Below are 22829 nucleotides of genomic sequence, written 5' to 3'. Positions count from 1 at the left end.
CCTCAGTAGAGACCGGGCTGCGATGGGACTACCGACTGCTGCTTCTTCGGGGCTTTGGCTGGCCTGGGCTTTGGTACCTGCGCAGCAACTTTTTCGGGAGCTGCTTTGGGTTTCCGAGGCTGCGCGTCCGCTTTTTTGGGCTCCGGCTTGGTGTTTCGTTGAGCCAGCTTTCCGAACGGATCAGCGGCGGCGGCGTTTACCGCATCCTGAAAACCACGCATCGAGCCATCCAGCACGTAGCTCGACGGCGATGCCCCCTTTAACTGGAACGAGAATTTGATCGCGGTTGCTTTCAGAAGCCCGTACTGAAGTACGCCGTTGAACGGCACCACGGCGATGCAGCTCTGCTTGCAATTGAACTCGCGAATGGTCTTCTCGCTATGGTCGCTGGCATCAAGCGCCCTGGTTTCGAGCTTCAGCCCATGGTCGGTGTCAACTGTGTTGGGCACCAGGGCGACAAGCATCGTGCGGTCGTCGTCCGTCGTCATAAGACGCCAGTTCACGGCGGCCTTGCCATCATTGGAAATGATGATCTGCTCGAGGAAACAAACGCGCTTGTTGGTCGACAGCCGCGTGTCGCAGACCAGTGACCAAGGCCCGAATGGACGCTTTACGTGGACAATGTCGCCAGGTGCGGCCGCCTCCCCCGCTGCCACGAGAGTTGCCATCCGTACAGGTGCAGCAGGTTGCGGCCCTGAGGCGGGTTTCCCCGTCTGGCTCTCCGCGTTAGCCGCAGGCACTGCGACAGCCAGTGCGGCTACAAGAGAAGCGATGAGGTTCAATCGCATGGTCGTCTCCGTAAAAATGATGGAATGGCCGACGGAAGAGCCAATCCTGCTCTTCCGTCCTGCGCGATCGCAAGGTTAGTTGAAGGTCCAGCTCACGCCGGCATTCCAGCTGAGGTCGCCTGTGTTCGGAGACCAGGCGAGCGCACTGTTCACGCGCGTGCGGCCGTCTTCCGACGTGTAACCGACGCCCCCGGCAAAGCTGATGGCGTCCTTGAAACCACCCATGCCAATACCAAAGCTGCCCTTGCCCGGCTGGTCGTTGTAACGGATGGCACTTGCCGCCATGGCACCTGCCGCCCCGGCGCGGGCTTCGCTGCGCACGTCGCGAATCTCGCCGCTAAGGCCAGCGATGCGATTGTTGACCTGCTCGAACTGTTGGTTTGTCGATGTGCGCAACTCGTCGAACTGGTTCATATTGACAGCATCCGTCGGTGCCTTACCGGCAGCAACGTTGTGAATTGTCACCGGCCCGGTAGCTCCGCCCTGAAGGGTGATTGAATTGGAGCGCGAGCCATCCTCGTGGATATCGTAGGAAACGCGATCCTTTACCTGGCTGTAATTGGCGGCGTCAGTATCGTTGACGCCTGCTGCAACGTTGGTGATCGATACTGGCGAACCTGTCGCATCGCCGGTGAGAGCAACAACGTTGGTGGCATTGCCGCTGGCGTCGGGAACGTATTGGACCGTCAGGCCATCAAGGGCGGCAAAAGTGTCGCCTATGTTGTTGTAGGTATTGCCGCCGACATTATAAGTCGGACCGGTAACCGTACCGTCCGGAGCCACAGAGGCACCGCCGCCCAGGGCTTCGGCAACCGAGTTTGAAAGGCCGTGCAGCTGTGAACCATTGACTGCATCGGTCGATGTCGCATCTACCGCACCGTCGGCGACGTTTCCGAGGAGAACCGAGTTGCCGGTTCCGTCGTTCAACGTGACCCCGCCTGTCTTTACGCCGTTTTCGTCGCGATTGTAGAAAACTGCGCCGTCCTCGATTTTCCCGATGGCGACATCGTGTCCGTCCACCCTGTTCTCGAGGTTTTCGATGGCGACATCGTGCCCGTCTACTCTCCCGTCGAGAGTGCTAATGGCGGTATCGTGACCGTTGAGACGGCCGTCCTGTTCGGTGTCTTTTGTCCCATCCATGCCGGCAGTTATGTCGATATAGACTTGCTGCAGGACGGTGTTGATTTCACCCGCGGTCACGAAATTATCAATCGTGTACGGGTTGCTTACGTCGCCGTGGTATTGGGTGAGATCGTTCACACCGCCCCACACGTCGAAATCGAATGTCGCGTCTGATTGGCAGGACGCCTGCAGGCCGGTTGCGTCCGCGCCCATGATACTGCCATTCCCTAAATCTCCATCTCCAAAGACGTGGGTGAGCGAACCGGTCGAACCCGAGAATACGTGGGTGGCGGCAAACTCACCGGTCCGGCCGGCCTCAAGAATGCAGCCCTGTTTACCCGTTACAGTCGGCGGCGATGCTGCCAAGGCGGTACCCGTTATCGGCAAGGCCAAGCAAAGCGTGCTCGCGGAGAGCAGGACTCGTAGATTTTTCATGATAATACTCTTCTGTTTTCGGAATGGCCGAGGCGGTCTGGCTTGCAGGCGTGCCGGCTCGGCAGGTTTTTCGGGAACAAGGCCAGGGCAGAATTGCCCTGGCCACCTCATGCGGCGCAATGCGCCACGGGCTTTCCTCCTTTCTGGATTGAATAGATTTCTGCGACCCCGTTTGGGCAGACAGGCGTCTGCCTGCTGTGTTCGTTCGGATGAGCGAACGAAAAGAGTGCTGTGGCTTCTAGCTGGCCACGAAAACTGCTAAGCATGAAAATGCTTCCTTAAACTTGAGGGTGGTTCCAAAGGTTGAGTGAGCACGGATCAGAGCGTTGACGCGCTCTGATCCAACTGTCGTTCAGTTAGAGGCCATGCCGTGCCTTTCCTTCCGGATCGAAGTAAACTTCGGTAATGCGACGCCGACCGTCGCTCTGCTTTTTTATCTGCACGACAACGTCCACGAGCAGATGCAACAGAGCACGAATGTCGTCTCGGCCAAGATCTGATCCGCCTTCGCTTTCCTTGATCAGCAGCGATAGCTGCTCAAATGCCAAACTTGCACTGTTGGCATGAACCGTCGTGATCGAACCCGGATGGCCGGAATTCACGTTACGCAGATAAAAGAAGGCTGTTCCATCGCGTAGCTCCTGGAGCAGAATGCGGTCTGGGCGCATTCGCAAACAGGACTCGAGCAATTGCTTGGGGCCGGCGCTTGAAAGACCTTGGCCGTCCTTGGAATACATCAGCCTCACATGGTTTGGCTGCGGGATTTCAAGTTCGGCGGTGTCCTCAATGGTGATGATCCGCTCGTGATTGGGGATGCAGCGGATAAGCCCTTTTGAGAAAGTCGTTTTGCCGGAACCGGTCGCACCGGAAATGATGATGTTCTTGTGCGACTTAACGGCCAGGTCGAAAAAGCCCTCCCACTGGCGTGACCGGTGCAGCTCCAGCAATTGGCGATCATTGTCAGAGAGCTTCTCGTCCTCAACGATGATATCGTCGAACAAGCCGATCCGCCTGAAATCCTCAAGATCGTAGGTCAGGGTCGATGGCTTGCGGATGGTGATCGAGATCGTCTCCTGCGGGACCGCCGGCGGGATGACGATCTGGCACCGCTCGCCATGTGGCAAGGTGCAGGACAGAACCGGATTTGTGGCCGAGATATCCTGTTTCGTCTCTCGGCCGGCCACCAGAGCAAAGCCCATCAAGAATTCGGCCGTCATGGTTGGTTCGAGGTGGACCGTCCATCCTTTGGCACCTTCAACCCAGACCTCACCCGGCTTGTTAATGACGATTTCAGTCGTGTCTTCCTGGGCAAGCCATCCGACGATCGGCCCCAGAAAATGCGATAGGCTGCTGACCATAACGGACATGGCGGCCTACTTCGTCGGACGGGAGCTGATCGCTGATGTACCGTGCACAGCGCGATCGTAGATCTGATGCATTGGAGCGGTACGCTTCAGCTGGTAGACGCCGGCAAAATCGAGATCTCGGGCAACGAAGACCGAAACCGATTCACCCTGATTTTTGTAAAGCGTCGGCTCGATGCTCAGCGACTCCTTCAGGATCGTTGCGATTGCTTCGTTGGAAGTGCTTTCCGTCCCGCCTGCCTCAACCTCGGCTTGGTCGGTCAGACGCCCAAACGCGAAGTTGGAGGCGTCGGAGATCACCGACATCAGCATGGCGCCGCCGAACCGCTCTTTGAACTTTGAATCGATCTTGCCATTGAAACCGCTCCGGCCCAGTGCGTCGCTTGCCGGGGAGTTCAGCTGTACGACCACACCGGATGGAGTGCGCATCTCGGTCCAAAGCACGAAAATCCGTGCCTTTCCGCGCGTCATGCCGCCCTCATACTCACCGAGGATCTTCGATCCCTTCTCGGCAAGCACGACCTGACCGGAAGCGCCCAGCACGTCACGGGCCACGATGCAGGATACCAATCCGGGCTGGTCCGAGCTTAAGGCCGTCTCCAGCGTACAAGGAATGTGCGTGCCCTTCGGAACCGTCATGTGCAGGTTCGCGATCACCCCTGCCTTGGCGGATGCCTGAGGCGAAGACCGCAACATGGACGAAAGCTGCCGCTCCTCGCCAAAACTCCCACTGCCGTCACCCGATACAGGCATTTCCGAAGGCGCAGATCTTGGCATGCTGCTGCCACTGGTGATCAGTACGGGAGCCCGGCGAGCTGCCTCCAGGAGCTCGTCGATCTCTTCCACTTCGACAGCTTCTTCTTCCGCCTCGGTAGCGACCGGTTCGGGCTCGGGCTCCTCTTCTGGCTTTTCCTCCGGTGCGGCCTGGAAGGGAACAACGTTTCGGACGGCAACCGCCCTCGTCTCTTCTTGTTTCTCTTCGCTTTCGCCAGAGGCCATATAGAAGATGCCACCAACACCGATTACGGCGGCAGCAACGACGGCAAGCTTGACCTTGGTATTTGGGCCGTTGGCGGTTTTCCGCTCACCCAGAATTTCGGCGTCGCGCTCACCAAGCTCCTCAGCTTCCGTGCTCTTAGGATTGTGCATTACTTTGGTGCTCCGGTTACGTTCGGTACGACAGCGCGCTCTACCGAGGATGAGGTTGTCCCTGTGCCCGTGTTGACGCCAACCCGGTCGTGTCCTTCGTTGGTGATGCACAAGACGTTCTGGCCGTCGCGTAGACGGAAGCCGCCCGCCGTTGCATGGACAACAACTGCCCTGCCCTGGTCGCGAACCGTATTGGGAACGAGGCTTTCAGTACCGTCATCCCGTATGATGTAGATCGCCGGCACTGGACGGTTGCCATTGAACCGGAAGACAGTGACCTTTCCATCGTCATAGATCGCGTCAGGTTCGAGGGAGCGGCTGCCCTGTGCCGAAAAGGCAAAGTTGCGCGCGCTATGGCTTTGCGACAAGGAAAGTGCCTCATCGATCCGCTTGTTTTCCGCGTTTGTGCTGCTGGCTTGCTGCTTCAGCCGCGCCAGTTCCGCTTCATCTGTGGGATAGCGAAACTGGATCGCGAAGTACGCATCGCGGGCATCGACCTTTCCTTGTGTTGCAGTCAGCTCAAACTGGTAGACCCGCCGCTGCCCGTTCGCCCGCATGGTTACGACCTGTAAGTTCGTAACCGGGTGGAATTCGCGCGGCTTCAGGAACAGGATGTTTTGCGCTGGTGCTGCTTCCCAGGCGATGGCGTCACCGACGGCGACATGGACGATCTGTTCCGTTTCGGCAAAGATGATCTGCGTCGATGCCCGCTCTCGGCCGACGACCTTTACGACCTGATCCGAGCTGTAGCTGACCAACCGCATACGTTCGTCCTTTTGGCCGGACATCGGAGTTTCCAGCGCCATGGCACTTCCGGCAAAGGCAAGAAGGGATGCGGTGATGACGGACGGGATCAGTCGCAGCGACCGGGATTTATAGCTGCTGGTCAATTCGAAGCTCCTTCTTCGGCCGTGCGGTATTCGGTGACGATGAAGCCGAGCGGGTTCACCAACCGGTCGTTGCTTGAAAACTGGCTGCCGACATACTGAAACGAGACGGTCGCAATCCAATGGGAAGTCTGAACGGCCTTGTCGCGACGTTCCGTGCGCAGGTAACGCACCTGGGCAATACTTCCCTGCCCTGCGGTATCGGCGATAAACGAGACCGACTTTATCGCGACTTCCACGACTGAATGCCGGCCATAGCGGTTTTGTGGGCTGTCGGGATTATTGCCGGAATATTCGGTGCCAAAGCGCTCCTGTTCAGCGGAAGAGCTCATGAGACTAACAACACGGAAATTGTGCTTGGCCTCATCGAACAGGAAGCCCTCACGGGCGCGTAGATAGGTATGGAGAAAGTGCCGAGAAATTGCTTCGTCATATTTGCCGGGCGCGTCGGTCAAGGCACTCATTGTCTCGACAATACCGGTGGAATTATCGACGCGGATAACGAAGGGCTCTACGCTTTTGAGCGGTGCGAGAGCGGCAACTGCGCCAACGCCTGCAATGGCAAGCGCCGAGGTAGTTAGAGCCAGCAAACGCCAGATACGCCGGGAGCGAAGCACATCAATGTAAGCATCCCGTTCCCATTTACGGGACCGCTCGAAATAGTCCTTTAGGGCGTCCTCAGTGACCATCGGAGACCCCTCCGCATGGCTCTTCCGAAAGCGCTATCTGCCACCCGACTGATTGCTGAAAAGCGGCGGTGGCGTCCGCTGATTGCGCAGCTTCCGTCTCAGGTGTGTAATTTGTCCGGGATGACGTGGGAGCCTTTGGGAATGTTTTGCCAGCTGAAGAGTTCGGCTTGCTAGCCGCGTGATTTCCAGGTGAGGATTTATCCCAATCCCAGAGATCCTGATTGAGCGGCCGGCGCGCATTACCGGAGCATTTCGGTGCGGTATTTTCGAATTTTGCGGGTGTGCCACATGAGCTGAGAGCGGCGACAAGGGCGCAAACGGTTGCGCTTTTGTAAAATGGAAGCATGACGACCACAAGTTTGGTTAAACTATGGTAATCTATAGTCATATATAGGACGGAAGCAACACGAATAGCCGCGTAATCCCTAGATTGCAGAGCATGCAACGGTAGACGACTTGGGATAATACTATACCGCAGTATAGCAAATATAGCAAAAAGAAAGGCCCCGCAGGGCCTTTATGCTTATTGAATTTTGCTCGCTTGCGTAATTAAAGAATTCGCCCGCTCCACATTGACGCAATCGGGCCAACTTCTCAGTTGGCCAGGATTGTTGTTGCAGCGCTTGAGCATCGCTTCGCGTTCAACGTCATGCTCCAGATACCAGTCTACTGTTTGAACGGGCACCGGCTCCGGGAGCTGGAGGTACCAGATAAACGCTACGGTCGATGCCGATATCAAAGTCCAAAGGATTACGTCCACAACAATCTTAATCGTCTTAGCGCTCAACGCTTTTCTCCAATCTCATTCGCTTTGGTCTATGCCGTCGATGGACTATCTCAGTCCTTCCTGACCTCGCCTCCCTCGCCGCGCATTTTGTTGTACAATGCGTGAGCCTTGGGCAATCCTGCAACCCCACGCGCCGCTCCACCAACAGCCGCGTTCATCACCCTGCCGCCAATGGCAAAGCCACTGCCCGCCAAGGCGGATGAAACGCCAGGAAGCTCAAGGGCGACGTACGCTGATAGAATGAAGAGGCCGATGGCCTGCATTGCCTTGTGGAATACGACAGGAAACTCGCCCTTGGGATCGATCATTGACTCACCGATCGTCAATGTCAGCGCGAGCAGGGCGTAAATCAGCACCTGCAACATGACGAAGTTTACTAGAGCCCCAACCCAGGACTGAGTAAACGAGCGAGTTTGTTCAAACAGAGCAAGAGCAACGAAGATTGGGCCGATAGCAATGATCAACGCAAGCATCAACTTAGAATAGACGACGACTGCAAACATCAGAACTGCGGCGGCCACACCGATACCTTGAAAAATTATGGCAAAGAACTGAGTGCCGACATCTGACCAATCTGCTCCCTCCCTTATTGTCTCGCCAACCTTTATGACCTTGTCGATGTAAATGTCGAAGGCGATGCCGCTCTGGATGTTGCTAACATCGGATTTGCCGCCCAGCGCAGCACCGATGCCCTCCGGTAAGCTTTTGAAGAACAGGTCGGTTACGTAGGTATTGTACTCACCGACATTGCTGATCAGCAACGACAGGAAGGCTAGCTTGAACGCATTCATCACGTAGTCTGATATGGGCATCCGCACATAACCCAGCACGATCATCAGACCAAAAATTATCACATAGAGGGTCATAGCGGCATTGAAGGGTCCGCTGACCGCAGCGGCGACCTTTGTGACCCCGTTGGACATGAATGCCAGCATCGGCTCTTCGATGCTGCTGGCAATGATTTGGGCTACACCCATGATACTCTCCCGGAGAATACCGGCCTCAAATTGTCTTCGGATATCTTGATCATCACTTGCCGCCGATTTGCATTATGCGCTCTTGCATATGGATAAAGTCCGCTTCCCTGGCATTGAGGCAGTTGGGATCTTTTTCAAGCTCGCCGCGATTGTCTTTACAGCGCTTGACCAAGGCCTCACGCTCGGCATCATGTTCAAGATACCAGCTCACGGTTTGAACGACGGATGTAGCCGCTTCGCTGGTGGCCACCGGAGCCTGCGATGCATCTTCACTGCAGCCGGAAAGGACCGCAAAGCTTGCGGTTACAACCAGAATAGTCTTCAATTGCATCACTGCCTCCCGGACGATAGCGCCTTCAAATTCTCTTCAGATATCTTGATCATGGCCCTGTGATGCGCTTTTCGATGGGCTTCCCGGGCGTTGAGGCAGTTTGGATGATCTCGCAACTCTCCAGGATTGTTCTTGCAATGCTTAAACATAGTATCCCGCTCTGCCTTATGCTCGAGGTACCATTCCACTGTTTGAACGGGTATTGTTGAAGGTGTTTGGAGCTCGGCCTGTGGCCCTTGCGCTGGATCCTCACCACAGCTAGACAATATGCCTACGGTTGCTGCCGCAGCTATGACAGATTTCAAATTCATCACTTGACTCCGACTTCCTTGATGCGACGGCGCATATCCAAAAAGTTTTCCCGCTTGCGTTCGTCGTCGACGCGATCGCGCGCTTGCTGAATCATCGCTAGTCCCTGCATTTGCAGGATCTGGTTCTGGATCAACGAGGATTCTCCTGAGATACGAGCCTGAAGATCTGCGACCTCCTTTGCAGTAGCCGCCGTCTTCACCTTGTCGCGCAGTTGTTCCAATCCACTGATGCGCTGGCCGGCCGCCTCATAGATCGTCTGGCCGACGCTCATATCGGTGTTGGTCTCACCGCGAGCCCGCGCCAGTTCCTTGTAGTAGAAGTCGTCAGCCGCCTCTTTCGTGTACTTATTGCGCTCCTCAAAGGCGTCGAAATTGTTCTTGAGGACGCCCTGTAGTGGGCCTTGAAGCTTGCTGAACTCCGGAGGCAAAGCCTGCTGGATGTTCTCAGATTTGAGCAATCCGGCGAGATCGCCAACGCCGGTAATCTGGTTCATCGAGTCATAGAGCTCCTTGGCTTGGGCCAACTGCGCCTTCAACTGCTCGATCTGCTCCATCTGGTTGGCAATCTGCTCCAGAGCCTTTGCAACCGCCGTGGTATCGAAGGTGGGGATACCTTGTGCAAACGCCCCGGAGGAAAACAGTGCGATGCCCGCCGCTGTCAAAATTCGCTTCACTGCTCAAACCTTTCCTAAAAGATGCGGCAACCAGACTTCCGGGTTGCTGCCATGCGACACGATCAGTTCATCCATCCGGGCAATGGACTCGGTACGTCCGGAGAGAATTTTCAGTTCATCATCGAAGCCGCCAAGATCGAGCGACGCAACGACGCTGTTCCGACCCTGCTTGATCAGGAAGCAGCGGCTTTCGGGTGTCAGCTCCTGGCTGATCAGCTCGAACTCCCGTTCGGAGAGCTTGAAGCCACCCACGTAGTCCTCATGCGATCCGTATGGGTTCGGCATGAAAATCTTTGTTGGGCACTGCTCGATGATCGTATAGCCAATCTCCGATTGAAGCGCGTCTCGCGGGCTTTGGGTGCCAAACAGCATCATGCCGTTCTGCTTGCGGATCGTCTTGAGCTTGTCTCTGGCAAGCTGGCGGAAAGCCTCGTCGTCGAGCGCCTTCCAGAATTCGTCAATATCAATGACGATCCTGCGGCCATCGATAAGCCGTTCCACCCGATGGAAGAGATACATCATCAGCGGTGTGCGGATCTCGGGATTGTCCAGGAACTCGGTCATATCGAAACCGACTAAGGACGCATCCAGCGCAATGTCGTCCGCACCGTGATCGAACGCCCATGACAGTGCCCCGGTGCCAAACCAACGTTCCAACCGTGCGCCGATCCCTTCCGGATCACGTGACGGAAAGAAATCGCGCAGATTGCCGAGCCGTCGAAGTTCACGCGGCATTGCTCGCATCTGCGACAGTGCCGTATGGATCTGGCCTTCTTCGGTGACCGTGAATGGCTTGTCGGGACGTTCGACCAGCTTCTTGATCCATAAGTGCAGAAACTCGAAATCCCCCGCGTGATCGAAATCGAGCGCCTGCAACGGCGCACAGCCGGTCTTCTGGCCCGATTTCAAAGGAAGGTAATTTCCACCAGCCGCGCGAACGAAGATGTCAGCACCGCGGTCCTTGTCGAAGAACACCATGGTTGCATCGTGCTTCTGCAGCTGCGCCAGCATAAAATTCTGGATGACCGTCTTACCGGAGCCTGATGGCCCGCAGATGAAGGTGTTGCCGAGGTCACCGACATGGAAATTGAAATTATAAGCACCGCCGGCCGCAGTCTTGAGCAAGGCGACCGGCATGCCCCAGTGCGCCTTCTTTTCCCCGCTTGGGTGGCTATGGAAGCCCGAAAGAGCTGCGAAATTACGGGACGAGATAGCCCCACTCCGAGGACGATGGGAGAAGTTGCCGGGGAACAAGCCCCAATAGCTCGTTTCCAGCGCTAGATCTTCACGAGCAGTCACAATGCCACATTCGCTGAGAATTCTCCGGGCCAGCCCGATGTTCTCTCGAAGGACCACGCTATCATGCCCAAGAACCATCAGGTTGAGATGGTGCATGCCCATCACCATGCGATTACTCTCAAGATCGTCCAGGCCCACATCAAGTTCGTCAATCTGGCTTGCAGCCCGATCGTTCGCATTGATCATCTGGCCTTGCTTGAGCGCCATTGATTGCTTGGCATCAGACTTGGCGATGAAGGCGAAACTCTGCGCCAGGACGCATTCCATCTTTGCCGACAGGATGGCGTTGAGCATGCCCGGCCGTGTCTTCGACGGGTATTCCTTGATGCCGAGTATCCCCGCCAGCTTGCTCTCGTCGGGTAGGCGGATCTCGATGTTCTCCTTTCCAAACAGAACCCGGTCGGCATAGACAGCGCCCCCTATTGGCCCGTCGACCAGCGGCATTGGCATCTCGTCGGAAGTGCCGACAAGCCGCAGGAATTCCATTGGCTCGGAGAACATCAGCTCATTGTTGCCCCGGTAGAGGCCAAGAACACGCGGCTCGTATCGCTCAAGGGCGGCAATGGCCGTCTGGCACGTATCGTCGAGCTCCTTGAGCGCGCGATGATCGACTTCATCGCTCATGCTGGGCTTGTGGAAGCGGCTGAGGAAATTCAGCACCTTGTCCGCCCTGTCGATGGCAGGCGACCAAACAAGCGTGAGGAACCAGCGGTTGCGATACAGCGCCTCGCCCACCATTCGCTCCTGGTATTTCCGGTCCAGATCGGCTGCAAATTTGCTTTTGAACTTGCCAATAGGATAATCGCGGTCGCGCCGGCGCACCATATGGCTCCAGAGCGCCAGCTGCTCCTTGCCGATACTGCGCCACAGCATGTTCAGGTGGTTGTGGAATATATTGAGCTCGGCACGATCGCTCGTTTCGAAGGGAACGCCCTTGAGCTCGATGGTCGTCATCAGCAGGCCGGAACGGAGTGCGACAACAGTATTGTTCACATGGCGGGTATACGGCAGGTATGGTCCGGCCTCCCGCTCGCGATTGGCAAGTTTCGCTGACGGGCCAGCGTTGTTGTTAAGCACGGTTCAACCCCTTGCCTTCTTCGATTTTCTGATGACCAGCGGCGTGTATGTCGCAGCGCCGAAATAGTCCTTGGTGCGTGCCCGGCCCTTTGAATTGAGCCAAGCCGCCAGAACCCGAAACTGATTGTGATCCACTTTGCAGATGGCCCGGAAGAGCAGGTGCAGCAGAAGGCCAACGCTGAAATACAGCAACGAGCCACCGGCGAGAAAAACCATCGCGGTTAACACGACGTTGGCACCCATGGCCTCGATTGTGACGCCGCCGACCATGGCAGGTCGGGTGCATGCCAGAAATAGCGGGTCCTCGGTTAGCCTCACCTGCTCTCCCGACATGGTCAGGCCCCCGTCAGCCAGCCGACAATTTCGGCTGCTCCAAACACGATGGCGATCCCTAGTATCACGAAAACCAAATTGCGCTTATCGAACATGTTGAACATCGTCGCCATGCCAAGGAGGATAACCGCGAGCATTGCAATTAGCCGCGCCACTTCACCTGTAAGAATGTCCACAAGGTTCTTCAGGACTTTCTCGATGTTGCCGAGAGATTGAGCGAAAGCAGGTTCAACAAACATGACACTCATTACGGCGGCCATGGCCAATGCAGGTGCGTGTCGCTTGGCGACTGCGCCAATAGAATTCTGGAAAGACAAAACGCTACTCCTTGGAAAATATCAGCAGCGACTGTCCCCGGCCGGAGCCGAAGATATCAGCGCTGTTTGAAGTTGAGGGTGGTTCCTTTGGGCCATCAGCCGCCGATGTGGCCGCTAATGGCAGGTTTGTGGCCAGGGCAGTACGTGGCTGACCTGGCCTATCAGGCGGAAGTGTTGCCCGAATTTCGGTGATCTTTGCGACGAAGTCTGATGCTAGCGCCAGATCGTAAGTGCCTGTCGCGTGCAAACTGGCCGCAGCCAGCCATCGCTCTTCGTCCGTTCCTGAGACGCCGGCATAGGTCTGAGCCAACGTTGCGTCCAATGCTGCAAGACTTGAACACGGTGAAAACCCGTCGGCCAGCTCTGCCCCGGCACTGTCCAATTCGTCTGGTGAAGATTGCCCGAGACCCAACCTGACGGATGAGCCTTGGGTAATGGCGGCAAGAGCCTCTTCCATGGCTGCGGCCTGGAGCATCGGACCAGGTATTGGCGCTCCGTTGACCGTCAACGCCATTGGGTCACCTTGCGTCATGACAATTGACGTTGCTGCCAGAAGGGACGGCGGCGCAGCTGTCGTGCAGCTCAGCGCCAGCGCAAAAACTGATGCCAGATCCATATTGCCGCCTCAGAACCAGACGGTCTTCTTGCCCACGTCATCGATGTCGATGATGACGTAACGGGGTTTTTCGCGGAGAGTGGCGGCCGTGGATGGATAGGTAACGCAGGTGCGCTTCCCAGCGATCATTTCAATTTGCCCCTGCCCAGTCCCGTTTTTCCAGCAGGCCATCATTGGAAGGACTTTAGGCTCGGTGGCCTTGCATGATGGGCGTTCGTGGCTGCCCAAACTTGGTCTGTTGATAAGCTCATACCCGGCCGGGCATTCGTAAGGATCGTAAACAGGCTTGGAAGCCTTGAAGCCCACACCAGTGCAGGTCGGGAACGAATGGCCCTTGGCAAGCTCGCTGTAGAGCTTGTGGATCGGCGGTACGCATTCCTTGAACTCCGTCGGAGAGCCCGGGTTTGAAAGGCACAAAAGCACCTCGCAGCCCCATTCGGACGCTGTTGCAGGTGCAGAAACGAAAACAGCAGCGAGTGTCGCTGCTGCTGAAAGGACGAATGGCTTCATGGGTGGTTCCCTCCTGTATCTACATTAGACAGTAGGCGGGGCTGAATCTGGCGTCAATGGCTCCTCAAGGAATCCAACCAGCGATGTCAATAAAATTACTATCTCATGCTGATCAAGCTCTTCGAATAGTGCTACTGCTTCAAGTGTAGCGCGGAGCTTTAGAGCGGCTTCCGCACGGGTCTGCGGACGGTAGGAGAGGATCTCCTTACGGCACGCACTCTCTCTATCAAGCGTTGCCATAACCATTGAAAGATCAATTTGTTGATCCGCTAATGCCGAAAACTCCTTGAAATCTGTCAACACTGATAGATGTTGATTCACTAATGTTTCAAGACGCGACACAGAATTCATAATTCCCCCTCGATCAATGCGGTTGCCTGCTAATCTGTATTCAGCGTGCCAAATGAACGTGGAAATAGCAATACTTAAAACAAGTCAAAACGGTATTATGACCATCGTGCTTAGCGTGTGCCGTACGGCATAATTTGACACAAGCGCCGACTCGGGCGTACACATGCGCGTGGTTCGAGGAGGAGTGCTATATTTGAGTATAGTTTTCCAATCGAAACGCGAATCTGTCATGATGGGCTGCACCGCAATGGGCGGGCACGATTCGGCAGAAATGGAGGGGAAAGTGGCCTAAAAACAGAAAACCCGGCGCGAGGCCGGGCTTCCAAAAGAGAGGTCATCGAGAACGGATTGGCGTCCGTCATCAGCGCACAAAAACAATACGCGCAATCTAGCCACCTCTCATCAGTTTTGCAAGCCTAATGCGCTTTCGCGCCACGGAATCTCTTTGCCCAAATTTAAGGGAAGAAAACGTGGAAAAAGCTCACTCGACACAGCCAAGGCCCATGCGGTTTTCGGCTTCGATCAATCATACCTACTATACTGCAGTATCACCCGCCGGCCGCGGAGGAGCGTCCGATGCGTGATCACGTTGCAATGCTGTTAAAAGCGAACTTGCCGGCTTCTCCGAAGCGAAATGGAAGCCTTGTACGACGACACTCCCGTGCAGCCGGTCGCTGCGAAGGGGGCTTTTGGCGTCGCACAAATCAGCAGGAGGTCCGCCAAATCCTGCTCGCCGCCCGGCGATACGAATTGGCAGAACGCGAACCCGGTTCCCGCAACGGACCGCTTGGATCGGTCGCGATCGAGGTTCTGCAACTATTTGCCAATCTCGTCGACTTTCGCACCGGCCGCCTCGAGCCTTCGATAGACACCCTCATGCACAAGCTGCGCCGTTCGAGGGACGCCGTCGTACGCGCGCTGAAGGCGCTGCGCGACCACGGTTTCCTCGACTGGCTCCGCAGGTATGAGCCAACCGGCAATACCGGCCGTGGCCCCCAAGTCAAACAAACCAGTAACGCCTATCGCCTCTCCCTTCCTGAGCGAGCTCGACGCCTCCTATGGCGGATGGGTGTAAAGTCTCCCCTCCCCGAGGATTACGAACTGGAGCGCCAGGCTAAATCTGAATTGATCGAGGCGTTCAGGGGGTCAGTGAACATTGAGGAGCGAACGTTGTTCGATGTCGGCGATACCCCCTTGGGACGGGCCCTTGCCCGCCTTGGAAAATCTATCAATCAACGTGAGTCCGCCAGGCAGACTGAATCCCATCCTAGTTTTATTCCTTATGAGAAAAGATAAGCGGACGCCGCTATTCGGGTTGCTCACGCAACCCTGCGGCGGTTCCGACCCGCCCATACTGCGGGCCGGTGCAGCACACACTCGCCTGGACAACAGGCAAATGAATATGCCGCACCCAAAAAAGGGGCTTTTGAACGGGTGGGGAGGCGAAATCTGAGATCAATCACGAACCGTCCACCTGAGGATCAGCTATCCTAGCCCTCACAGGCTCGCTTGAGCGACCTTGCCGCCCAGCACGTTCATTTTGAGGCTGAGGAAACACGTCGTTTCTGCGCCGTGCTCGGCTCGCAAAGCGCAAACCAGAAAGGACTTTTCAACATGCGGCGGTATGTAGCAGGTCTGGCCGCTACAAGGATGGAGAACGCTTTACCCGAGTATAGGATTGGCGACCTGTGGACTCTACTCCGGCGCATTCCTAAAGTTGCCCAATGGATGAGTCGCAACGCTTTATGCCAATCCCCGGACGCCTCTTGCGTGCAGCAAGAGCGATGGCAGGCTATACTCGGGAACAACTCGGCAGCCTTGTGAATCTATCCGAGACAGTAATTAGAAACCTCGAAAATGAGCGAGCGCAGCGCCCCGACCTCTACCGGAACTACAAGATAAGAGCGGCATTCGAGAAAATCGGAATCAGTTTCTATGTCGTGGACGCCATCTCACTCGGTGTCTGGTACGACGACATAGAAATGGCAGTCCTCCATTCGTTCCAAGGAAAGCCGCCGCAGCAATTGCGAATGCCTGGAAGAGTGGTTCGCGCCGGACGCGAAATGATCGGGTTAACAATCAGGCAGTTTGCTCCAGTCACGGGACTTTCGATCGGAGCCATCCAACCTCTGGAACAGGGACTGATAGATCGGCCAAACCTGACAACACTCGCGATCCTCGAAAAGGCATTTGAAGATCACGGTCTCAAATACCTGACCGAAGACGGCATACCGATCGGAATCGCCTACGAAAATACGGAAATAGCCCAAAAGTACGCGCCCGGGGTTGACCCCAAAAAGCCAGGCACCCCGCCCTAGGCGGCCGCGCTCTAGTCGCAAGCGACCGGAGCCAGGCAAGCCAGTCTCCGCCGACACGGTAACGATCGCTGGTGCAAACCAAGAAAATCAGCCGCGGCTGGAGCCAGCAACTCTCTGATCTGGTGCCGCCACCGCCACTGGCGGCCCCTGTCGGTGAAAGAGAGCTTCGCCCCCTCTCCCCAGCAAGCAGAAAAACGGTCTCCCCGTAATTCCTTCCAGGAATCATCCGTCCTGGCTGCGCCAGGCCGAACCCTGCGGGCGGGCGATACCCCTCCGTTTTTCAGCCTGCCCCCCTCTCCTCCACTGTTCCGCACGAGCTCGGGAGCAGGAGCGCGGCTCCTGCCCCTCCGGGGACAGAAGACGAAGACGGAAGAAATAGGAGAAAACCAATGTCCGACATCATCGCAATCGCCCTCAATAAGCTTGACGTAGACCCCCTCAACGTCCGCAAGACCTACAGCGTCGACAGCATCGAGGCTCTTGCCGCCTCCATCCTCGCAAATGGCCTTCTGCAGAACATCGTTGTTCGAAAAGCACCAAAGGGGTGCTATCTGGTTTCGGCTGGTGGCCGTCGTTTCGCAGCCTTGAAGCTGCTGGCGGAACGCGCCGAGATCGCCACGGACTACGCAGTGGACGCACGAGTCAAAAACGCTGAGGACGCAACCGAAATCAGCCTGACCGAAAACGTTATGCGCGAGGCCATGCACCCCGCCGACCAGTACGAAGCCTTCAAGAGGTTGGCAGACGAAGGCAGGAGCGTGAAGGACATTGCTGCCCGGTTCGGAACGACAGAAGTCATCGTAAACCGCCGCTTGGCACTGGCGAAGGTCTCCCCGGTCCTGCTGGCGCTCTACCGCCAAGAGGAGATGACCTACGAGCAGTTGGCCGCGTTTACCGTGACCGACGATCACGCCAGACAAGATGAGGTTTGGGCCGCCCTGCCCTCTTGGGACCGCAGCGCCCATGCCATCAAGCGCCGTCTTGCTGCCGACGAAGTGCCAGCTAGCGATAAACGCCTTGCCTTCCTCGGTGGCCTTGAAGTCTACGCCGCAGCAGGCGGGCCGGTTCGCCGTGATCTATTCGAAGATCAGGGCGGTTTTGCCTGTGATAGCGGGCTTCTGGAAACGTTGGTGGTTCAAAAGCTCGAAGCCGTGGCCGAGCAGGTCAAAGCCGAAGGCTGGAAATGGGTCGACACCGCCACCCAGCAGCCGGAAAACCTCTACCGCATGCATCGGGTTTACCCGCAGCGTGTCGATCTCAGCGAAGCCGATCAAGCCGCGCTGGATGCGCTTTCCGCCCAATACGACGAACTGGCCGAACTAATCGAGGCAGGAGAGGCAGGGGACGGCGCCGAAGTCACGATTGAAGCCATTGAGGAGCAGATCAAGCAACTACGCGACGGCGGCGAAGCCTATCAGGCGGAAGACCTTGCAATGGCCGGGGCCTTCGTAACGCTCGATTACTACGGCCAACTTGCCGTTCTTCGCGGCATGGTTCGCGACGAAGACCGCAAAGCTGCCACCGCCGATGAAAGCGGCGGTATCAATAGCGGTGTAGATTCCAAAACCGACAGCGGAAACGCCGGTGGTTTTGTCCATTCGGCAACCCTGATCGAAGACCTGACAGCGCAAAAAACCGCTGCGCTGCGTATCGAACTGGCGAACAATCCGGAAATCGCCCTTGTTTCCGTCGTGCATGCAATGCTGCTCGACCTAGCCTATCGCGGCCCTTACGGCGCGCGAGGCGGACAAAGCGCCCTGCAAATCACCATGACCCACGAGAAGCTTGAACCGTCGATGAAGCAGCCAGCCGAGAACAAGGCATTGCAGCTTTGGGAGAGCTTGGCCGAAAACTATGGCGACAAGCTTCCCGGCAATCCCGCCGACCTGTGGGACTGGTTGTTCGAGCAGTCGCGGGACGAATTGTTGAACCTGCTCGCCTACGCCGCAGCCCATACCGTCAATGCCGTTGAACAGAAATATTCAGGCCACCGGAAACAGGCGTTCGCTCATGCCGACCAGTTAGCGCAGGCCCTTAACGTCAAGATGGGTGATTACTTCACGCCGACCGCAGCCAGCTATTTCAACCACCTCAACCGTGCTGGCATCGAGGCCGTTGTTGCCGAGGTTCGCGGGGCGGATTTCGCATCCGGTATCGCTGCCATGAAGAAGCGACAAGCCGCTGACTTCGCCGAAAAGGCCGTCGAAGGCAGCGGCTGGCTTCCGCCGCATATCCGGATCGCGCCGGTGCTCTTAGAGAACGACGGCGAAGAAAGCCAGAACTTTTCCATGGCGGCTGAATGATCCGTCGCCATGCTCGGCCACGCCCTCCCGGCGTGGTCGAGGTCCTTGGGAATGGTGATGAATTCAAATCAAATCATTTGAATTAAATAGAACTAGGAAATCAAATGATGTCATTTCAGTTGAGGTAATGTCATTTGATGTTAACCCAACTGAAATGATTGAAGGCTATTTTAGCCAAAATGAAAGCAAATGAGGTGAAACATGCCCGTAATCGTTGTCTCTACGCCCAAGGGCGGCGCTGGAAAGTCAACAACGTGCTTGGTTCTAGGAACCATCCTCGCAAACGAGGGTGCCACCGTAACAATCCTCGACACTGACCCGCAACGCACGCTGTACAAATGGGCTCTCGCGGGGAAGAGCCGGTACGCCGATTTGGTCAAGTACGTCGATGATCCCAAAACTTTGGTCGATATGATTGACAAGGAAGCGGCTGAAAAGCAGTTCGTAATCATCGACGTTCAAGGCCGCGCAACCGTTACAATTGCTCGTGCAGCCACACGTGCTGATCTGATCCTTATCCCCACGCAGGCAAAATCTGCAGACGCCGAGGAAGCTGCGGAGGCAGTCTCACTCATCCGCGACGAAGAGAAAGCTCTAAGGCGAAATATACCTCATCGCTTCGTCTACACGCGGACGAATGCCGGTGTTCCTACAAGGGAACAAAGGCAGATTGAAAGCGATATGAGACAGGCGGGCGTCGCACTTCTGAGCAACCATCTTAACGAGAGGACAGCGTTCTCGCAGATGATTGGATACAAAGTGGCGTTGGATGAACTGGACCCGAATGAGGTCAACGGCATCTCACAGGCCAAGGCGAACGCCAGTAAGTTTGTTGGTGAAGTCCTGGAAATCCTGACGGGAGGTAAAAATGACTGATCGACCAAACGCTTTTGCCAAATTGGACAGTTTTAAACCAAGGGCACCGGACGCCGTTCCGCCTCAGGCCGTCGAACAGGTTGAGGCTATCGCCAAAAGCAGGGGATTCGTGGATGACCAAAAAATGCCGGAACGCACTTTAAGAAAAAACAGGAATGGGTCCTCAGTGGCTCACACAACCGCAACAATGCGTGTCGTAACCGAAGACTGGAATGCTTTCGTTGCATGGTGTGACGCAGAACGGATGACGTATAAGGAAGCGTTCAAGCGCCTTCTGCAGGCCGCGAAAGTACTCTAGGTATCTCCGACACACTGCCGATGTTCGTCGGCTGCCCCTAAGTAGGCTGCAAAAACGGGGAGGGGAGGGCACGCCGCTCGGCGGCCGCGCTCTAGTCGCAAGCGACCGGAGCCAGGCAAAGCCCGTCTCCGCCAACACGCGGTAACGATCGCTCGTGCAGGTCTGGCGACCTCACCAGTAGAGACGCCGGTTCCACCGGCCACATTGTCTCCTTGGGTGGGGACGAAGAGGGACCAGCCCTCTATCTCCCCAGCAAGCAGAAAAGCGGTCTCCCCGTAATTCCTTCCAGGAATCATTCATCCTGGCTGCGCCAGGCCGAACCCTGCGGGCGGGCGATACCCCTCCGCTTTTCAACTTGCACCCCTCTACACCCGGTCTGACTTGCGACGCCGCGAGGGCATGAGGCGCAGCTCATGCCCCTGCGGGACATTAGACCGCTTCGCGGAAAAAAGGAGAAAGCAAGATGACCGTTTACACAAACACCGCCCGTTTTGACACTGGCCGCGCCATGACCGAGGACGAGCTGCGCCGCGCTGCGCCCTCCATTTTCGCGATGACCGCTCACGAAAGCCGTTCAGAACGTTTCCAGCCTATCCCGACGATCGAGGTTTTGCGTGGCCTGATAGCCGAAGGCTTCATGCCGGTCGGCGCGAAACAGTCTAGCAGCCGGATTGAAGGCAAGGCCAATTACACCAAGCACCTGATCCGCTTGCGCCGCATCGATGACGGCCAGGTGTACAATGTCGGCGACACCGTTTGCGAAATCCTCCTGAAGAACGCCAACGACGGGACAAGCGCCTATGACCTGATGGCGGGCCTGTTCCGCATCCGTTGCCTGAATTCCCTAGTGGCCCAGTCCGGCACTATCGACAGCGTGAAGGTCCGCCACTCGGGCGACGTCGGCGGCAAGGTTATCGAGGGCACCTATCGCGTATTGAAAGAGGCGGAACGGACACTGGCCGCGCCGCAGGATTGGGGAAGCGTGAAACTCAATCGCGATGAAAAGGAAATTCTGGCGGAAGCCGCCCACATGATCCGCTTCGGTGATCGGGACGGTGAAACTGTGACACCGATCAAACCGGCGCAACTGCTCGTCCCGCGCCGCCATGACGACCGCGCCGACGATCTCTGGACAACTTGGAACGTAACGCAGGAAAATGTGATCAAGGGTGGACTACGCGCCGTCGGCCGGGACGATCTCGGCAGGCCCCGCCGTGTCAGGAGCCGCGCCGTCAATGGTATCGATCAGGACGTAAAGCTTAACAAGGCCCTGTGGTTGCTGGGTGAGCGGATGGCCGCCCTCAAGGGCATCAAGGTTGCCGCCTGATGGTGCTGGCTCGGAAATCAGCACCGTCCCCTTAGGCCTTGAAGTCAAATGAAACGTGCAAATATATGCACATTTCATTTGACAGTGGGTGGTTGTGTGCATATATTTGCACTTGAAGATTTGGAGAGGTGATGGAGACAAATACAGCAAAGATTATCAAGCGGCTGAAAATGGAAGGCTGGGTCTTTAACCGGCACGGATCCGCCCACGACATCTATCGGCACCCAGCAAAAGGCTTTGTTCAAGTACCAAGACACAGAAAACTTAGCCCGGGCGTTGCTGGATCGATAGCCAAGAAAGCAGGTTGGGGCGCTTAGCCCCAACCTCAACTCACCAACCAAATGACACAAAATATCAAACTCGGAAGTATCATCATGACCCTTAGATATCCCGCTCTTATCGACGGCGAAAAAGGCGCTTACGGAGTTGTTTTTCCCGATCTCGACGGCGTTGTCGCCATGGGCGATACGATTGACGATGCGATCCTCAATGCAGAGGAAGCTCTGCGCGATTACGCGCTCGACACTGAGCGCGACGGCTCGCGCTTAGCCGTTCCGAGCGCACTTGAAGATGTAGCTGCGCCTAGTGGAAGCACGTTGACAAGCATTCCGCTTATTCGCCTTGGTGGAAAACCCGTTCGCGCTAATATGATGCTCGATGCCGACGTGCTTGCGTTCATCGATGCCGAGGCCACTCGCCGCAAAATGACGCGAACGAACTTTGTGAGCTGGATGACCCGCCGTGTCGCGCAAATGGGAGGCTGACCGCCTCCAGCCTCTGCCGGTGCGTATTGCGTCATCAAGGCGGACTACGCACCGTCAATGGCATTCGCAGGTAGAGCAAGAGGCGGAACAAAAGGTCGCGTGAAGCACGCTGTTGCTGGCGCCCACCGCCGCCCCGTTGCGTATTTCAATTATCTCAAAATCAATACACAACGGGGTGCCTAAACGACCGTTTGCGCACCCGTTGCGGAATCACTCGAAAGGGCCCGGAAAAGCGGCATCCAAGGATTGCATTTTTGGCGCTGTTGCGTATTACAGAAATAATGACGCAATACACAACGGCGGCGGACATTCATGAAGATCGGATATGCAAGGGTTTCGACGGTCGATCAGAACGTCGAAATGCAACGCCGCTCGCTTCTCGACGCCGGCTGCGAGAAAATCTTCACTGACAAGGTCTCCGGAGGAGCCGTCATCAAGCAAGGGCTTGAGGAGGCGCTGCGCCATGCGAGGGCAGGGGATACGCTCTGCGTCTGGCGGCTTGATCGCCTGTCGCGATCGCTGAAGGAATTGCTGCTGCTCATCGAGCGCCTGGACGGACTGCAGCTGGGCCTCGTCTCCGTCACGGAGATGATCGACACGACGACACCTGGCGGCCGGCTGTTCTTTTCCATTGCCGGCGCATTTGCGCAGTTCGAACGGGATGTCATCCGATTGCGGACCCTTGAGGGATTGGCAGCGGCGAAGGCGGCCGGCAAGAAGTCCGGCCCCAAGCCCAAGGTCAATGATGACCAGTGGGGCGAAATCCTGCCGCGCATTGGCAGTGGCGAGATATCGATCGGCAAGGCTGCGAAGATCCTCGGCGTCAACAAGTCCACCGTCAGCCGGCGCTTCAACAGAGGCCAGGAGTAACATGTACGGGCTCGGGTCAGGCTCATACGCTACCGCATCGATTGAATGAATGGATT

The 22829-nt window shown here is 56.5% G+C and carries 26 protein-coding genes; 9 read left to right on the top strand and 17 right to left on the bottom strand.

Going from position 1 to position 22829, the window contains the following annotated elements:
• Positions 1-2: 2 nt before the first annotated feature.
• The 17 genes from LH464_RS22125 to LH464_RS22045 form a co-directional block, all read right to left on the bottom strand.
• Positions 3-668 carry an invasion associated locus B family protein gene (locus LH464_RS22125; RefSeq protein ID WP_226788584.1) on the bottom strand — a complete coding sequence of 222 codons (666 nt, stop codon included), beginning with the start codon at positions 666-668 and terminating at the stop codon, positions 3-5.
• A 195-nt stretch (positions 669-863) separates the two neighbouring features.
• Positions 864-2345: a YadA-like family protein gene (locus LH464_RS22120; protein ID WP_226788583.1), complete on the bottom strand. Its 1482-nt coding sequence runs from the start codon at positions 2343-2345 to the stop codon at positions 864-866.
• Between the two features lie 356 nt (positions 2346-2701).
• Positions 2702-3712, bottom strand: coding sequence for a P-type DNA transfer ATPase VirB11 (gene virB11 / locus LH464_RS22115; protein ID WP_226788582.1), 1011 nt, complete (start codon positions 3710-3712; stop codon positions 2702-2704).
• A 6-nt stretch (positions 3713-3718) separates the two neighbouring features.
• Positions 3719-4858: a type IV secretion system protein VirB10 gene (gene virB10 / locus LH464_RS22110; RefSeq protein ID WP_226788581.1), complete on the bottom strand. Its 1140-nt coding sequence runs from the start codon at positions 4856-4858 to the stop codon at positions 3719-3721.
• Positions 4858-5748 (bottom strand): P-type conjugative transfer protein VirB9, encoded by an 891-nt coding sequence (gene virB9 / locus LH464_RS22105; protein ID WP_226788580.1) that lies wholly within the window; start codon positions 5746-5748, stop codon positions 4858-4860. Before virB9 ends, virB10 begins: the two co-directional genes overlap by 1 nt.
• Positions 5745-6434, bottom strand: coding sequence for a virB8 family protein (locus tag LH464_RS22100; protein WP_226788579.1), 690 nt, complete (start codon positions 6432-6434; stop codon positions 5745-5747). Before LH464_RS22100 ends, virB9 begins: the two co-directional genes overlap by 4 nt.
• A gap of 523 nt (positions 6435-6957) precedes the next feature.
• A complete protein-coding gene (locus LH464_RS22095) occupies positions 6958-7221 on the bottom strand; it encodes an EexN family lipoprotein (protein ID WP_226788578.1) in 264 nt (87 codons plus the stop codon).
• Between the two features lie 50 nt (positions 7222-7271).
• Positions 7272-8198 (bottom strand): type IV secretion system protein, encoded by a 927-nt coding sequence (locus tag LH464_RS22090; RefSeq protein ID WP_226788577.1) that lies wholly within the window; start codon positions 8196-8198, stop codon positions 7272-7274.
• A gap of 52 nt (positions 8199-8250) precedes the next feature.
• A complete protein-coding gene (locus tag LH464_RS22085; RefSeq protein ID WP_226788576.1) occupies positions 8251-8529 on the bottom strand; it encodes an EexN family lipoprotein in 279 nt (92 codons plus the stop codon).
• Positions 8529-8840, bottom strand: a complete 312-nt coding sequence (locus tag LH464_RS24915) for an EexN family lipoprotein (protein ID WP_226788575.1) — start codon at positions 8838-8840, stop codon at positions 8529-8531. The genes LH464_RS22085 and LH464_RS24915 overlap by 1 nt, the downstream gene beginning before the upstream one ends.
• Positions 8840-9514, bottom strand: a complete 675-nt coding sequence (gene virB5 / locus LH464_RS22075) for a P-type DNA transfer protein VirB5 (RefSeq protein ID WP_226788574.1) — start codon at positions 9512-9514, stop codon at positions 8840-8842. The genes LH464_RS24915 and virB5 overlap by 1 nt, the downstream gene beginning before the upstream one ends.
• Positions 9515-9517: 3 nt before the next feature.
• Positions 9518-11890, bottom strand: a complete 2373-nt coding sequence (locus LH464_RS22070; RefSeq protein ID WP_226788573.1) for a VirB4 family type IV secretion/conjugal transfer ATPase — start codon at positions 11888-11890, stop codon at positions 9518-9520.
• 3 nt (positions 11891-11893) lie between these two features.
• Positions 11894-12208: a type IV secretion system protein VirB3 gene (locus LH464_RS22065; RefSeq protein WP_390625036.1), complete on the bottom strand. Its 315-nt coding sequence runs from the start codon at positions 12206-12208 to the stop codon at positions 11894-11896.
• 17 nt (positions 12209-12225) lie between these two features.
• Entirely contained in the window at positions 12226-12540 is a 315-nt protein-coding gene (locus tag LH464_RS22060; RefSeq protein WP_226788571.1) for a TrbC/VirB2 family protein, read from the bottom strand.
• 4 nt (positions 12541-12544) lie between these two features.
• Positions 12545-13156, bottom strand: coding sequence for a hypothetical protein (locus tag LH464_RS22055; RefSeq protein WP_226788570.1), 612 nt, complete (start codon positions 13154-13156; stop codon positions 12545-12547).
• A 9-nt stretch (positions 13157-13165) separates the two neighbouring features.
• A complete protein-coding gene (locus tag LH464_RS22050) occupies positions 13166-13666 on the bottom strand; it encodes a hypothetical protein (protein WP_226788569.1) in 501 nt (166 codons plus the stop codon).
• Between the two features lie 24 nt (positions 13667-13690).
• Complete coding sequence (locus LH464_RS22045) at positions 13691-14017, bottom strand: hypothetical protein (RefSeq protein ID WP_226788568.1); 327 nt, start codon at positions 14015-14017, stop codon at positions 13691-13693.
• A 594-nt stretch (positions 14018-14611) separates the two neighbouring features.
• On the opposite strand from LH464_RS22045, the gene LH464_RS22040 reads away from it, so the two are divergent.
• From LH464_RS22040 to LH464_RS22000, 9 genes are all read left to right on the top strand, one after another.
• Positions 14612-15313 carry a helix-turn-helix domain-containing protein gene (locus tag LH464_RS22040; protein ID WP_226788595.1) on the top strand — a complete coding sequence of 234 codons (702 nt, stop codon included), beginning with the start codon at positions 14612-14614 and terminating at the stop codon, positions 15311-15313.
• Positions 15314-15801: 488 nt separating this feature from the next.
• Positions 15802-16335 (top strand): hypothetical protein, encoded by a 534-nt coding sequence (locus LH464_RS22035; RefSeq protein WP_390625035.1) that lies wholly within the window; start codon positions 15802-15804, stop codon positions 16333-16335.
• Between the two features lie 389 nt (positions 16336-16724).
• Positions 16725-18638, top strand: coding sequence for a ParB/RepB/Spo0J family partition protein (locus LH464_RS22030; RefSeq protein ID WP_226788567.1), 1914 nt, complete (start codon positions 16725-16727; stop codon positions 18636-18638).
• 201 nt (positions 18639-18839) lie between these two features.
• Positions 18840-19514 carry a ParA family protein gene (locus tag LH464_RS22025; protein ID WP_226788566.1) on the top strand — a complete coding sequence of 225 codons (675 nt, stop codon included), beginning with the start codon at positions 18840-18842 and terminating at the stop codon, positions 19512-19514.
• Positions 19507-19812 carry a hypothetical protein gene (locus tag LH464_RS22020; RefSeq protein WP_226788565.1) on the top strand — a complete coding sequence of 102 codons (306 nt, stop codon included), beginning with the start codon at positions 19507-19509 and terminating at the stop codon, positions 19810-19812. Before LH464_RS22025 ends, LH464_RS22020 begins: the two co-directional genes overlap by 8 nt.
• A 463-nt stretch (positions 19813-20275) precedes the next feature.
• Positions 20276-21139 (top strand): DUF932 domain-containing protein, encoded by an 864-nt coding sequence (locus LH464_RS22015; RefSeq protein WP_226788564.1) that lies wholly within the window; start codon positions 20276-20278, stop codon positions 21137-21139.
• Between the two features lie 131 nt (positions 21140-21270).
• Complete coding sequence (locus LH464_RS24910; protein ID WP_226788563.1) at positions 21271-21456, top strand: type II toxin-antitoxin system HicA family toxin; 186 nt, start codon at positions 21271-21273, stop codon at positions 21454-21456.
• A 24-nt stretch (positions 21457-21480) separates the two neighbouring features.
• Positions 21481-21903 (top strand): type II toxin-antitoxin system HicB family antitoxin, encoded by a 423-nt coding sequence (locus tag LH464_RS22005; protein ID WP_226788562.1) that lies wholly within the window; start codon positions 21481-21483, stop codon positions 21901-21903.
• A gap of 312 nt (positions 21904-22215) precedes the next feature.
• A complete protein-coding gene (locus tag LH464_RS22000; protein ID WP_226788561.1) occupies positions 22216-22773 on the top strand; it encodes a recombinase family protein in 558 nt (185 codons plus the stop codon).
• Positions 22774-22829 lie beyond the last annotated feature (56 nt).

Origin of the sequence: Pseudorhizobium xiangyangii, assembly GCF_020531965.1 — a bacterium.
Classification (GTDB): domain Bacteria; phylum Pseudomonadota; class Alphaproteobacteria; order Rhizobiales; family Rhizobiaceae; genus Neorhizobium; species Neorhizobium xiangyangii.
Note: the sequence above shows the minus strand (reverse complement) of the source record. Positions and strands in the feature narration are given on the sequence as shown.